General features: G+C 74.7%; 8 protein-coding genes. 4 read left to right on the top strand and 4 right to left on the bottom strand.

Annotation, left to right across the window (positions count from 1 at the left end; translation table 11 throughout):
- Window positions 1–76 precede the first annotated feature (76 nt).
- Together ACW14Y_RS33710 and ACW14Y_RS33705 are read left to right on the top strand one after the other, a co-directional pair.
- Window positions 77–4,117: a DNRLRE domain-containing protein gene (locus ACW14Y_RS33710; protein WP_456984622.1), complete on the top strand. Its 4,041-nt coding sequence runs from the start codon at window positions 77–79 to the stop codon at window positions 4,115–4,117.
- The gene (locus ACW14Y_RS33705; RefSeq protein ID WP_380443921.1) at window positions 4,117–4,653 is read left to right on the top strand and encodes a hypothetical protein; all 537 of its coding nucleotides are present in this window, start codon (window positions 4,117–4,119) and stop codon (window positions 4,651–4,653) included. The genes ACW14Y_RS33710 and ACW14Y_RS33705 overlap by 1 nt, the downstream gene beginning before the upstream one ends.
- A 79-nt stretch (window positions 4,654–4,732) precedes the next feature.
- On the opposite strand, the gene ACW14Y_RS33700 is transcribed toward ACW14Y_RS33705, so the two are convergent.
- Together ACW14Y_RS33700 and ACW14Y_RS33695 are read right to left on the bottom strand one after the other, a co-directional pair.
- Entirely contained in the window at window positions 4,733–6,127 is a 1,395-nt protein-coding gene (locus ACW14Y_RS33700; RefSeq protein ID WP_380389708.1) for a GntP family permease, read from the bottom strand.
- A complete protein-coding gene (locus tag ACW14Y_RS33695) occupies window positions 6,124–6,678 on the bottom strand; it encodes a gluconokinase (protein WP_380309247.1) in 555 nt (184 codons plus the stop codon). The genes ACW14Y_RS33700 and ACW14Y_RS33695 overlap by 4 nt, the downstream gene beginning before the upstream one ends.
- 159 nt (window positions 6,679–6,837) lie before the next feature.
- Here ACW14Y_RS33695 and ACW14Y_RS33690 point away from each other — a divergent pair, with 159 nt between their 5' ends.
- Together ACW14Y_RS33690 and ACW14Y_RS33685 are read left to right on the top strand one after the other, a co-directional pair.
- Window positions 6,838–7,533, top strand: a complete 696-nt coding sequence (locus tag ACW14Y_RS33690) for a FadR/GntR family transcriptional regulator (protein WP_380309246.1) — start codon at window positions 6,838–6,840, stop codon at window positions 7,531–7,533.
- 204 nt (window positions 7,534–7,737) lie between these two features.
- Entirely contained in the window at window positions 7,738–8,316 is a 579-nt protein-coding gene (locus ACW14Y_RS33685; protein WP_380389706.1) for a hypothetical protein, read from the top strand.
- Here ACW14Y_RS33685 and ACW14Y_RS33680 read toward each other — a convergent pair.
- Together ACW14Y_RS33680 and ACW14Y_RS33675 are read right to left on the bottom strand one after the other, a co-directional pair.
- A complete protein-coding gene (locus ACW14Y_RS33680) occupies window positions 8,292–9,056 on the bottom strand; it encodes a metallophosphoesterase (protein WP_380309242.1) in 765 nt (254 codons plus the stop codon). The genes ACW14Y_RS33685 and ACW14Y_RS33680 overlap by 25 nt on opposite strands.
- Before the next feature lie 19 nt (window positions 9,057–9,075).
- Entirely contained in the window at window positions 9,076–13,656 is a 4,581-nt protein-coding gene (locus ACW14Y_RS33675; RefSeq protein ID WP_380309240.1) for a hypothetical protein, read from the bottom strand.
- Window positions 13,657–13,663: the final 7 nt, after the last annotated feature.

Below are 13,663 nucleotides of genomic sequence, written 5' to 3'. Positions count from 1 at the left end.
TCATGATCATCTTGGCTTTTGATCTTTCCTATGCTCCGCGCATCGCCCATGTTCAAGGGCGAGTCAAGGAGCCCCCATGCACGTCTCAAGAAGGACCCTGAGCGGTCCACCGGCCGCCGCGCTGGCCCTGGCCCTGGTGCTCGGCGCCGGGTCCCCGGTCGCGTTCGCGGCCAAGCCACCGGCCAAGCCCTCCTCCGGCAAGCCCCCCACGGCCGCCGCGCTCGACCCCGGACTGAGCATCGGCACCGCCCGGGCCGTCGCGCAGAAGACCGGCCAGCGGGTCGAGGCCGTCTCCGAGCGCGACGAGACCTCCACCACCTGGGCCAACCCCGACGGCACCCTCACCACCGAGATGTCGGCCGGTCCGGTGCGCTTCCTGCGCGACGGCAAGTGGGCCGACGTCGACCTCACCCTGAAGACGGCCGCCGACGGCTCGGTGGCACCCGCCGCCCACCCCAACGGCCTCAAGCTGGCCGGCGCGGGCGGCAAGCGCCCCCGGTCGCTCGCCGAGTCCAAGGCCCTCCAGGCGGCGCCGGCCGGCACGGAGGCGGCCGGCACCGACGCGGCCCGCACCCTCGTCTCGCTCGGCTCCGGTGACGACCAGCTCGCCCTGGAGTGGCGCGGCGGCCTGCCGAAGCCCCAGCTCGACGGCACCCGGGCCACCTACCGGGACGCCATCGGCGACGGCGCCGGCGACCTCGTGGTCGAGGCCACCCGCACCGGCTTCGAGCAGTTCGTGCTGCTCAAGCAGCGCCCGGCGACCGGCGGCTACACCTACACCATGCCGCTGCGCGCCAAGGGCACCAGGGCCGAGGCGCAGCCGGACGGCAGCGTGCTGTTCACCGACCGGAAGAACGGCCAGAAGCGCGCCGTGCTGCCCGCCCCGGTGATGTGGGACGCCACCACGACGCCCGGCTCCAGCGAGCACCCCCGGTCGGCCCGGGTCGGCCTGGAGGTCGTCCAGCGCGGCGACACCGTCGACCTGGTCTTCACCCCGGACGCGGCCTTCCTCGCCGACCCGGCCACCGTCTACCCGGTGACCGTCGACCCGGCCACCGCCGGTCTCGGCAACGCCTTCGACACCCGGGTGCAGAAGGGCGAGACGGTCGACTGGTCGGCCGACACCGAGATCTACTGGGGCAACTCCGGCACCAAGAACGCCGACGGCAGCTCCCGCGAGGCCCGCGCCTTCATCAACTGGAACACCGCCGGCATCGCCGACGCCCTGGTCTCCAGCGCGACCCTGTCGCTGTACAACTTCCACTCCGGCAACAGCGACTGCCAGCCGTACACCTGGGAGGTCTGGGACACCGGACTGGCGTCCACCGCCTCCCGCTGGACCGCCCAGCCGGCCTGGAAGGCCAAGAAGGGCAGCTCCACCGAGACCAAGGGCCGCGACGCCTGCGGCGGCGACGGCTGGATCAACGCCAACGTCACCGACCTCGTGCAGACCTGGGCCTCGGCCAAGAACAGCACCTCCGGCCTGGGCCTGCGCGCGCCCGACGAGGTCTCCACCAAGTACTGGAAGGAGGTGAACTCCGCCAACGCCTCCAGCAACGTGCCCAAGCTGACGGTGAACTACAACTACCGCCCGCGCACCGGCACCAAGCAGCAGGCCGGCCCGCCGTTCCTCCAGGACGGCACCGGCACCTGGCGGGTCGACACCACCACCCCGGTGCTCCGCGACACCTTCGTCGACCCCGACGGCGACAAGGTCACCGGCACCTTCCAGCTGGTCGACGCCATCTCCGGGGCCCAGGTGGGCGCCGTCAACGTCTCCGGCTACGTGCCCAGCGGCACCCCCTCCGAGGTCACCGTCCCGGCCGGGCTGCTGGAGTACGGGCACACCTACCGGTTCCGCAGCTCGCCCTACGACGGACTGCACTACAACCTCAGCTGGTCCCCCTGGGTGACCTTCAGCGTCAGCCCGCTGCCGGACGTGCCGGCCGCGCTGCAGACCGGTGCCCAGGAGACCCTGACCCCGCTGCTCTCCGCCCTGGCGACGAGTCCCAACCAGGCCCGGGTCAAGACCGAGTTCGTCCTCAAGAACGCGGACGGCACCCCGCTGCCGACCACCCTTCCGCCGGCCTCCACCGAGAGCGGCGCCCGCGCCACCGTCCAGGTGCCCGAGGGCGCGCTGGCCGACGGCGGCAACTACCGCTGGGCCGCCCGGGCCTGCACCCCGGTGGGCTGTTCCGCCTGGACGGCCGACCAGGACCTGGCCGTTCGCGTCCAGGCTCCCCCGGCCCCGCCCGTCCCGGTCGTCCTGAACGTGGGTGACGCACTGGTCGTCTCGGCCTCGGTCGCCACGGCCGGCACCGGCTGCGACACCGGCGCCTGCCCGGCCGCCGACCCGGCCACCCTGCGGGTGGGCACCTTCGACGGCACCTCCTGGTCCAGCTGGCTCAAGCCCGACCTGACCGCGCTCCCCAAGAGCGCCCGGATCACGGCGGCCAAGCTGGAACTCACCCGCTCGGACTGCGCCGCGGACTGCCCGGCGACCGCCACCGACGTGTTCCAGCTCGGCAGCGAGTGGGCTCCCGGCCAGACCGGCGCCCAGCTGGTGACGGCGTCCGGCGTCGAGAGCTACGCGGCGGCGACCACCCTCGCCGACCTCGACCTGGCGTCGGTGCTGCAGTCCTGGGCCGACCGGGGCCAGCCCTTCGGCATCGCCCTGCGCCCGGCCGTCGGCGCGGCCGCCGCGGCCTACCACTCGGCCGGCGCCACGGACCCGGCCAAGCGGCCCCGGCTGAAGGTCGACTACCTCGCGCCGACCGCGCCCGCCGCGCCCCAGCAGCTCACGGTCGGCATCGGTGACGCCGGCCTGGTGGGCGGCTGGAACAGCCCGGTGGACCACGGTTCCAGCGAGGACCTCTACTACACCGTCAAGGTCGAGGCGCAGGACACGGGCGCCGTCGTCCAGCAGTTCACCACCGCCGAGACCCGCGCGGTGGCGGCCGGCCTGGACAACACCCGCGGCTACCGGCTCGTCGTGACGACGAACAACTCGTTCGGTGCCAGCCCCGCGACCGCCTCCGGCTACACCAAGGGCAAGCCCGCCGCCGGCGGCAGCGACCTCTACCGCGGCTTCGTGCAGGAGTACCTGAACGCCCGCAACAAGGTGCGCATCACGACCGGGGCGACAGTGCCCGACGCCGCCGCGGAAGCCGCGCACGGCACGGTCTTCGTGGACCTGCTGGCCACCCAGGAGGACGCGGTCGTCGGCAGCCGCGAGGGCCTCGCCACCCAGGGCCAGGCCTACGTGGCGGCCGGGTCGACGCTGACCGACGTCGTGGTCGACCAGCAGAACCCGGCCAAGGTCGTGGTCCGGGCGACCGTCAAGGAGGTGACCCAGATCCGCGAGGCCGGGGTGGACACCCCGACCGAGAACATCACCAACCGCCGCTTCGAGTTCGCCGTCAACGGCGGCACCGTGAAGCTCGTCTCGGAGTCCGACGACAACTCCGCCGAGCAGAAGCTCGGCTCCTCCGCCGCCGCGGCGGCGCAGGTCGACGTCACCAGCGCGGACCAGACGCCCGCCCCCACCAGCGGCGACGTCCCGCTCGGCGCGGACGGCTTCCCGGTGCCCGAGCCGGCCGCCCCGGCGGGCGTGACCACCGCGAGCTACGCCGCCGTCTACGGCAACGGCACCGCGGACTGGGCCCGGCGCAACATCCGGGTCCACCGCGAGTACGACCAGGACTGCACCAACTTCGTCTCCAAGGCGCTGTACTACGGTGGCGGGATGGGACTGCGCCAGGGCAACCGCACGCGGGACTACGCCTGGTGGGACAAGGGCTACCTGTTCTGGAAGCCCTTCAAGAGCTACACCTGGTCCGCGGCGCAGAACCTCTACAACCACCTGACCGGCTACCGCTACACCCAGTCGATCATGAGTGTGCACTCCGCCAAGCCCGGCGACCTGGTGTTCTTCAAGTGGTACACCGACCGGGGGATCAACCACGCAGCCGTCGTGGTCAGCTACGGACGGAAGATGGAACTGCGCCAGCACGGTCTGACCGACCAGACCACGCTGTACGACGCCCTGGCCCGCCAGCGCCGCTTCGGCACGCCGGTCGAGCGGTTCTGGATCGTCCGCCCGCTGGGCAGCTCCTGATGGCCCGCCGGTGGGCGGCACCGACCGCGGCGGCGCTGGCCGCGGCCGTCCTCGCCTCGGGGACCACCGCCTGGTGGCTCTCCGGCGACGACGAGCTGCGCTACGCCGACGACTACGCGGCCCACGAGCCGCTGCGGGTGGTCGGGTACCCGTCCACCGGCAGCCTGCGGCTGACCCAGCAGGTGGTGTGGCGGCTCGCCGACGGCTCGCGCGACGGGCTGGCGGCGCTGGCCACCTCCGACGGGTCGGCCGCCGAGGCCGGCACCACGGCGGCGAACTGGGTCCGGAGCTTCCAGCAGGGGGCCCAGGGCCCGGTGACCGCCGAGTTCCACGGCGAGGGTTCGGTCCGGCAGTCGGTGGTGCTCTACTTCGAGCGCAGCCGGCAGGTCAAGCAGCTGAAACTGCGCCTCGACGGCAACGGGGGCGCGGACGGCTGGCGGGTCCTGTTGCGCGAGACCGATCCTCAGGAGGCCGCCGCGCCGCCGACCTGGGCGCCGGCGACCCCCGGCGGCACGCTGCCGCCGGCCGTGCCGTGACCCCGTCGGCCGGGGTGTGACGACGAAAGGGCGGGCGCTCCCTCGGGAGCGCCCGCCCTTTCCGTGTCCTCGGACCCGGCTAGACGATCAGGCTGAGCGGCATGATCAGGGCGATCGCGACCACCGAGATCACCGTCTCCATCACCGACCAGGACTTCAGGGTCTGGCCGACGCTCATCCCGAAGTACTCCTTCACCAGCCAGAAGCCGGCGTCGTTGACGTGCGACAGGAACAGCGAGCCGGCGCCGATCGCGAGCACCAGCAGGGCCGCGTGGGTGGACGACATGTCCGCCGCCAACGGCGCGACGATGCCGGCCGCGGTGATGGTGGCGACCGTCGCCGAACCGGTGGCGAGCCGAATCAGCACCGCGATCAACCAGCCCAGCAGCAGCGCCGGGATGTGCCACTTCGACGACCAGTCGCTGACCGCGGTGCCCACGCCCACGTCGATCAGGGTCTGCTTGAAGCCGCCGCCCGCGCCGACGATGAAGACGATGCCAGCGATCGGGCCGAGCGAGGAGCCGACGGTCTCCGAGATCCGGGCCTTGTCGAACCCGGCCGCCCGGCCCAGCGTCAGCATCCCGAGCAGGGTCGCGGCGAGCAGCGCGATCAACGGGGAGCCGACGAAGTCGAGCACCCGCTGCGGCAGCGCCTTCGGGTCGTCGATCACGACGTCCGCCAGCGCCTTGCCGAGCATCAGCACCACCGGCAGCAGGATGGTCGCCAGCACGGCGCCGAAGGAGGGGGTGTGCTCGCGCTTCGCGGGCTCGACCGGGGTGTCGCTCTCCGGTATCTCCAGCGGGCCGACCCAGCGCTCGGCCACCCGGGCGAACAGCGGACCGGCGACGATCAGCGTCGGGACGGCGATCAGCAGGCCGAGCGCCAGGGTGACGCCGAGGTCGGCCTTGAGCGCGTCGACCGCGACCAGCGGGCCGGGGTGCGGGGGCACCAGGCCGTGCAGCACGGAGAGGCCGGCCAGCGCCGGGATGCCGATCCGGATCAGCGGGACGTTGCCGCGCCGGGCCACCAGCAGCACGATCGGGACCAGCAGCACCACGCCGACCTCGAAGAACAGCGGCAGGCCGAGCACGGCCGCGATCAGCGCCATCGCCCAGGGCAGCGCCTTCGTCCGGGACCGGGACAGCACGGTGTCCGCGATGATGTTCGCCCCGCCCGAGTCGGCGAGCAGCTTGCCCAGCATCGCGCCCAGGCCGATCAGCAGGCCGACGCCCGCCACGGTGGCGCCGAAGCCGGTGGAGAAGCTGCTGAGCAGCTTGTCGAACGGCGCGCCCGCGACGGCGGCCAGCAGCCCGGAGCCGAGGGTCAGGGCGAGGAAGGGGTGCAGCTTGAGCTTCGTGATCAGCAGCACGATGGCGCCGATGGCGAGCAGCACGGCGACCAGCAGCCGGCCGTCGCTGTCGGTGTGCGGGAGGACCGGTGGGGCGGCCGCGAGCACGGTGAGGGTGGGGGTCACGCGAGGTCTCCATTGACGGGCCGCAGCAGGGCGGCGGCCTTCTCGACGAGTTCTTCGGGGCTCGGCCCGATGTCCAGCACGGCGCCGCGCTCGTCCGGACCGAGGGGTTCCAGGGCGGCGTACTGCGAGCCGAGCAGGGACGGCGGCATGAAGTGGTCGGTGCGCCGGGCGAGCCGGTCCTCGACCAGTCCGGTCCGGCCGCTGAGGTGCAGGAACCAGGCGTCCGGGCAGGCCGCGCGCAGGATGTCGCGGTAGCCGTGCTTCAGCGCCGAGCAGGTGACGACGCCACCGGTGCCCGCCTCGGCGCGCTCCCCCAGCCAGGCGCCGACGGCGCGCAGCCAGGGCGCGCGGTCGTCGTCGTCCAGCGGGATCCCGGCCGACATCTTGGCGATGTTGGCGGGCGGGTGGAAGTCGTCCGCCTCGGCGAAGGGGAGGCCGAGGCGTTCGGCCAGCAGGCGGGCCAGGGTGGTCTTGCCGACACCGGAGACGCCCATCACCACGACGGTGGGGGGCGCGCTGGGGGTGTCCTGGTTCTCGACGCTGAGAGCCATGAGGTGGTGCTCCTTCGTTGCCTGGCCGCCACTATCGCCTCAAAGGTATGACGTATTCAAGTGCCGGAAACCAAATCGTCATACTTTTGCCGGACGGGTGGAGGCGGCCGGGCCGGGGGCACGGAGGTGGGGGCGGGCCGCGACGACTAGGCTGGCCGGATGGAGATCCAGGGGCTGCCCGGCCGACTGCTCGCGGAACTGGGGCCGGCCATCGCGTCCGGGGAGCTCCCCGAAGGCAGCGTGCTGCGCGCCGAGGAGCTGGAGGAGCGGTTCGGCGTCTCCCGGACGGTGGTCCGCGAGGCGGTCCGGATCCTGGAGGGGATGCGGCTGGTGGCCTCCCGCCGGCGGGTCGGCATCACCGTGCAGCCCCGGTCGGACTGGGACGTCTTCGATCCGCTGGTGATCCGCTGGCGGCTGGCCGGTGCCGACCGCTCCGCGCAGCTGCGTTCGCTCGGCTCGCTGCGACTGGCCGTGGAACCGGCCGCGGCGGCGCTCGCCGCGCGGCACGCCACCGACGACGAGCGGCGCCGACTCAGCGCGCTGGCGGTCGAGTTGACCATGACGGCGCGCGCCGCCGACCTCGCCACCTTCCTCCGGCACGACATCGAGTTCCACTCCACCGTGCTGCAGGCCTCGCGCAACGAGATGTTCGCCCATCTCGGGGACACCGTCGGTGCGGTGCTGACCGGCCGGACCGAGTACCATCTGATGCCCCATCAGCCGGAGCCGTACGCGATCCGGCTGCACCGCGAGGTCGCCGAGGCGGTCTGCGCGGGGGACGCCGAACGGGCCGAGCGGGCGATGCGGACCATCGTCGAGGGCGCGCTGACCGAGCTGAACCAGCAACTCGGCTGAGCGCGCCGGGGATTCGGGAAGCCGTTCGGTACGGTCCGAGCCGGATCATACGATTTGGCAGCAGTTCGGGGGATTCGTGCGCATAGTCCGGGTACGACTGGGCAGAGTGGAGCGCGGGGGCGTGTTCGCGGCGCGCGCCCCGCTCGTGGCCCGCCGTACCGTCCGCCGCTCGTCCGCCGCCGCTCCGTGCCTGGGGGTCGCCCGATGCCAACCGCCCGCCGTCGCCGCCGACTTCCCGACGAGGTGCGGACCGCCGTCGTCCGCGCGGTGCTCTGTCTGGCGTTAACCCTGGTCGGCATCGTGCTGGCGGTGCTGTCCTCGTACGCCGACAGCTGGCTGATGACACCGGCGCTGATGGCGATGGGGCTCGGGGTGTTCGGCACGATGTGGTGCCTGCTGGAGATCCTGATCTCCCGCCAGGTCGCCGCGCAGCGGGTGCGCGCGCCGAACTCCGCCTCGCCGATGGGGGACGGCCGCACTCCGGCCGGCCCGCCGCAGCCGCAGTACCGGACGCCGCCGCAGGCCCAGCCCCAACCCCAGGCCCAGCCGCGCCCCCGGGCACCGCAGCCACCGCCGCAGGCCCGACCGCCGTACGCGGAGCCGCCGCAGGCCCAGCCGCCCTACCCGCAGCCGCCGCACGCACAGCCACCCCTCGCCCGGCCGCCGTACGTCCAGCCACCGTACGCACAGCCGCCGTACGCACAGCCGCCGCAGCGCCCGGGGACGCCGCCGCCCTACCCGGGCGGCCCCGGGCCGCGTCAGGCGGGGGCGACCACCCGGTAGTGGGTGGTCAGTCGGCCGTCGTCGTCCAGCAGATGGAAGGCGATCACCGGCGGCTGCTCGAAGACGATCTCCGCCAGGCCCTCGCAGGGCAGCGGCACGGTGGAGACCACGCCCGGCGCGACCAGCAGCGGCAGCCCGGCGAAGACGGTGGCCGCCGCGGTGTGCGCGTGGCCGCAGAGCAGTGCCCGCACCCGGGGGTGACGACCCAGCACCTCGGCCAGCCGCTCCTCGCCGAACTGCCGGATCGGGTCCACGTACGGCAGGTGCAGGGTGACCGGCGGGTGGTGGAAGGCGACCAGCGCCGGACGGTCCGCCGGGCCCTCGGCCAGTGTGCGGTCCAGCCAGCCGAGGGTCTCCTCGTCGAGCAGGCCGTCGTGCCGGCCGGGGATCGAGGAGTCGAGCATCAGCACGTCGGCACCGGGCAGCGCGTGCAGCCGGTTCACCGGGCCGCCGGACGGCTCCTCGCCGAGCAGCACCTCGCGGTAGGGCTCGCGGACGTCGTGGTTGCCGGGGCAGAGCAGCACCGGGTACCGGGAGGTCAGCGCCTTGGCGACCTCCCGGTACTCGGCCGGCAGTCCGTTGTCGGCGAGGTCGCCGGTGACCAGCACGGCGTCCACCGGGCCGGGCAGGGCGTCCACGTACGCCATCACCCGCTCGGCCCGCCGGCGGGCCCGCTCCCCCGCGTCGCCGTGGTGGTCCTGGCCCAGATGGATGTCACTGAAGTGAACGATCGTCAGCATGCGGTCCACCGTAGGCCGATCAGGACGTGGCGGGAACCTCCGCCGGGCGCTTGAACATCCGGGTGGCGGTGATCTCGCCGTGGACGGCCGGGCCGTCCGGGTCCTGCGGGGCCGGGAGGCCCGGCCGCAGGTGCTCCTCCACCGAGATGTACTTGAGGCCGGCCCGCAGGTCGGCGTCGTTGCGCAGCCGGATCACCAGCGGGAACTCGGCCAGCGCCGTGGTGTCGAACAGGCCGGTGGTGTAGATCAGCTGGACGCCGAGGGCGTCGGCCACCGCGCGCTGGAGCTCCAGCAGGTAGGTGGCGTTGGCCCGGCCGATCGGGTTGTCCAGGAACAGGGTGCCCGCGTGCCGCAGCTGCGACTGGCCCCGGTCGTTGGCGCGCAGCGCGGCCATCGTGCAGTAGAGCGCGATGGCGGCGGTGAGCAGCTGTCCGCCGGAGAACACGTCGGACATCTGGCCGACGCCGACCCGCTCGGCGCGCAGCACCGCGTCCGGCTTGAGGATCTCCACCGAGACGCCCTTGGGGCCCATCGCGGCGGCCACCCCGCGCAGCAGCAGCGACATGCCGTCCCGGCGCAGGTCGCTGTTCTTGCGGACGGCGGCGCGGGTGGCCTCGTCGATGACCTCGCCGAGGCGCTCGACCAGGGTCGCGTGGTCCGGGTCCTCGAAGCGGATCCGGAGGAACTCCTGGCCGGACCACTCCCCCAGGCCCTCGGGGAGGCGGGAGAGCCGCTGGGCGGCGCGCAGGGTGGTCAGCGAGGACTCCACCAGTCCGCGCAGCCGGTCGACGATCGAGCCCCGGTTGCGCTCCAGCTGGGTGAGTTCGTCGGTCAGCACCCGCAGCCGGGGGGCGAAGGCCACCGCCCAGTTGGCGGCGTGGTCGGGCAGCGCGGAGGCGGGCAGTTCGCGGATCTGCTGCCGGGCCGGGGTGCGGACGGCCTCGTAGCGGGCCGCGTTGGCGTGCCGGACCAGCGCGTCCGAGGCGTCGCGGACGGCGAGTTCGGCGGCGGACAGCTCGCCGGCGGCGGTGCGCAGGGCGCGGCGGGCCTCGGCGGCGGCGGTGCGGGCGTCGGCGAGCGGGCCGAGGTACGGCTCGACGGCCGGGCCGTCCTCCTCCTGCTCGCGCAGGCCGTCCCGGAGCTGCCCGGCGTGCTCGTCGAAGTCGGCGGCCGCGGACTGGGCGGCGTCGAAGGTGCGCTGGAGGTCGGCGGCCGCGGTGCGGGCGGTGTCGACGGCCTCGCGGCGTTCGGCGAGCCGGCCGGTGGCCGTGCGCAGCAGCGTCTGGGCGTGCTCGGGGTCGGTGGGGACGAGCTCCTCGGGCAGCTCGGTGTGCGCCTCGCCGTCGGCGGGGGCGGAGCGCTCGGCGTCGCCGCGGAGCCGGCCGAGCTGCTCGCTGGCCGAGGCGGCCCGGGTCTCGATGGTGGCGACGAGTTCCTCGGCGCGGGCGGCGGCGGCCTGACGGGCCGGGCCGTCGGCGCCGTCCGGGCTGCCGAGCAGTTCCTCGGCGCGGGTGCGGACCTTGTTGGTGAGGCGGTCGAGTTCGATCGCGGCGGCGGCCTCGTCGCCCTCGGCGCGGGCCTGCTCGGCGCGCAGGTCGGCGCCGACGCCGACCTTCTCGTAGAGCTGGGAGGCGGCGCGGTAGGCCTCGCGCAGTGCGGGCAGCGCGGCGGGGGCGGTGTCGGCGGGCTCCTCGGACTGCTCGGCGGCGGCGATCTCGGCCCGCTCGGCGCGCAGGGTGCGGGCGGTGCGGCGGGCGTCGTCGGCGGCGCGCTGGGCGGCCCGGCGGTCCTCGTCGCAGGTGCGGGCGCGCTCGTCGCAGAGCGTGCGGCGGCGGTCGCACTCGGCGGTGTCCTCGGCGAGTTCGCGTCGGCGGCGGCTCCAGTTGGCGCGCTCGCGCAGCCGGAAGGCGAGGCCGGAGAGGGCGTCGGCGCGGCGGCGGGCGCGCTGGGCGCCCTCCCGGTGCTCCTCGTGGGCGGCGGCCGCGGCGGCGTGGTCGGCCTCGGCCTCGTCGTGGTCGGCGCGCAGGGTGGCGAGGGCGGCGGCGGCCTGCTCGGCGTGCTCGCGGGCGGTCTCGGCGGCAGCGGCGCGTTCGGCGAGGGTGCCGGGCGGGCAGCTGGCGTGCCAGGAGGCGAGCCGGGCCGCGAGCGCGCGGTCGCCGCCGAGGCGGGCGGCGAGTTCGCGGATGTGCTCCTCGCGGGCGGTGGCGCGGGCGCGCAGTTCGCGGCGCTCGTCGTCGGCGGCGGACTCGTCGTGCATGGCCGGGTTCGGCGGGACGAGGAAGAAGGCCGGCTCGTCGGTGATCGGGGCGATCAGCGAGGCGGCGGCGCCGACGGCGACGGTGGAGCGGGGCAGCAGGGCGGCGGAGCCGAGCGCCTCGCGGGCCCGCTCCAGCGAGCTCGGGTCGGTGACGACGACGCCGTCGACGAGTTCGGGGCGGGCGGCGAGGATCGCCTCGTGGTCGGCCGGGTCGACGGACTGGGCCAGGTAGCGCCAGCCGGGCAGGGCGGGGATGCCGTGCTCGGCGAGGTACTCGACGGTGGCGAGCACGTCCGGCCCGGGCGGCAGCAGGCCGCCGTCGCCGAGCGCGGCGAGGATCCGGGAGTCGTCGGCGGCGGCGGTGCGCAGGTCGAACAGGGTGCGTTCGGCGGTCGCGATGGACTCGTCGAGGAGTTCGCGCAGGTACTCGGCGTTGCGGTCGAGGACGGCGGGGGTGAGGAAGCCGGCGTCCTCCTCGGCGTCTGACCCGTCCTCGCTCCAATCAGTAGGTGTCGGCGTCAGGGAGAGCAGGTCGGCGAGCCGGGGCTCGGTGGCGAGCAGGGCGGCGGTGCGCTGCTCGGTGGCGAGGGACTGGCCGGCGGCCTTGCGGGCGTCGGTGGCGCGGGCGGCGGCGAGTTCGGCGCGGCCGGTCGCGGCGGCGGCCTCGCGCAGCCGGGCGGCGGCGTTCTCGGCGGCGGTGCGGGCCTGGGCCAGGGCGGCGCCGGCGGCCTTCTCGACGTCGGCGGCGTGCAGGGCGGCCCTGGCCGGGTCGACGTCGCCGTCGGAGTCGATGAAGCCGGCCTCGACGGCGGCGGCGGTCTCCTGCTCGACCTCGGCGAGGCGCTGGCGCAGGTGCTCGGCCTCGCTGCGGGCCTTCTGGGCGGCGGTGGCGGCCTCGGTGGCGTCGGTCTGGGCCCGGCTGCCGTCGGCCTGGAGTTCGGCGGCGCGCTGCTCCTCGGTGTCGGCGCGGTCCTCGGCGGCCCCGGCGGCGGCTTCCAGGGCGCGGGCCAGCGCGGTGGCGGCGCGGGCGCGGGCGGCGAGCGCGGGGGCGGCGTCCAGCTCGGCCTCGCGGATCGCGGCGGCGACCCTGGTCACCCGGTCGGCGGCGGCGCGGTGCCGCAGCACGGCCTCGGCGGCCTGCCAGGCGGAGTGCAGGGTGCGGGCCTCGGTGAGTTCGCGGCGCAGCCCGGCGGCCTCCGCGGTGGCGGCGGCGAGGGCCAGGGTGGCGTGCCGGTGGGTGAGTTCGGCGGCGATCAGGGTGTGCCGGGTGCGGTCGGTCTCGGCGGCGGTGACGGCGCCCGCGGCGGCGGCGACCTCGATCGCGAGGTCCTCGGCCCGGTCGCGTTCGGCGGCGGCGCGCGAGGCGAGGGCGTGGGCGAGCCGGCGGGTGCGGCGTTCGGCGGTGCGGTGGGACTCGCGGACGTTCTCGCGGGCGGCGGTGGCCTCGCTGATGCGCTCCAGGAGGTCCAGCGAGCCGGCGGTGAAGTCGCGTTCGGCGGTGAGCTCGGAGCGCAGGCCGAGCTTGGCGGCGAAGCCGTGGACGAGGTCGGCGAGGCCGTCGGTGTCCCGGGTGTCGGTGACGGCGCGCAGCAGCAGGTCGGTGAAGTCCTTGTCCTGCTTGACCGCGAACAGGCCGGCCGCCTCGCCCTCGTCGGCGTTCATCTCGCGCTGGTAGCGGAAGAGCTCGGGGTCGAGGCCGAGTTCGCCGAGGTGCTCGGTCCAGCGGTCGTGGCCGTCCTCGAAGACCAGGTCGAGGTGCGGGTGGGCCTTGCCGGCCTCGGTGAGGGCGTCGCGGAAGCCCTTCATGGTGCGGCGGCGGCCCCGGGCCTTCTGGTCCCCGGCGAGGCTGATCCGCTCGGCGACCGGGAGGGAGTCGAGGGTGAGGCCGGGACCGGGGCGGAAGGAGTACCAGGTCTCGGCGAACTTGCGCGGGTCGGAGGAGACCTGGCGGCCGCGCCACTCGCTGACCTTGCCGACCACGATCGGCTCACCGGTGACGGTGTGCTGCCACTCCAGGGCGACGTGGCCGCAGTCGTCGGCGAGCAGGAACTTGCGGAGCACGCCGGAGCTGGCGCCGCCGAGGGTGTTGCGGTGGCCGGGGAGCATGACCGAGAAGATCAGCTTGAGCAGGACGGACTTGCCGCCGCCGTTCTCCAGGAAGAGCACGCCGGCCGGGGCGGGGCGGCGGACCGGGCCGTCGGGCTCCTCGCCGAACAGGCCGATCTGCTGGGGCGCCGGGTCGGCGACGGGCTCGCCGACGCCGCGCAGGTCGAGCACCGTGTCGGCGTAGCGGGCGCCGGCCGGTCCGATCGAGTAGAGGCGGACCCGGTTGAGCTCGTACATGTGCGGC

The sequence above is a fragment of the Kitasatospora sp. cg17-2 genome, from assembly GCF_054031055.1.
This window is presented reverse-complemented; position numbering and strand designations above follow the sequence as displayed.

What these genes read in the sequence shown, in the direction of transcription:
- ACW14Y_RS33680 (WP_380309242.1), bottom strand. Translation starts at nt 9,056, where the DNA reads ATGCTGACGATCGTTCACTTCAGTGACATCCATCTGGGCCAGGACCAC.
- ACW14Y_RS33705 (WP_380443921.1), top strand. Translation starts at nt 4,117, where the DNA reads ATGGCCCGCCGGTGGGCGGCACCGACCGCGGCGGCGCTGGCCGCGGCC.
- ACW14Y_RS33695 (WP_380309247.1), bottom strand. Translation starts at nt 6,678, where the DNA reads ATGGCTCTCAGCGTCGAGAACCAGGACACCCCCAGCGCGCCCCCCACC.
- ACW14Y_RS33685 (WP_380389706.1), top strand. Translation starts at nt 7,738, where the DNA reads ATGCCAACCGCCCGCCGTCGCCGCCGACTTCCCGACGAGGTGCGGACC.
- ACW14Y_RS33710 (WP_456984622.1), top strand. Translation starts at nt 77, where the DNA reads ATGCACGTCTCAAGAAGGACCCTGAGCGGTCCACCGGCCGCCGCGCTG.
- ACW14Y_RS33690 (WP_380309246.1), top strand. Translation starts at nt 6,838, where the DNA reads ATGGAGATCCAGGGGCTGCCCGGCCGACTGCTCGCGGAACTGGGGCCG.
- ACW14Y_RS33675 (WP_380309240.1), bottom strand. Translation starts at nt 13,656, where the DNA reads ATGTACGAGCTCAACCGGGTCCGCCTCTACTCGATCGGACCGGCCGGC.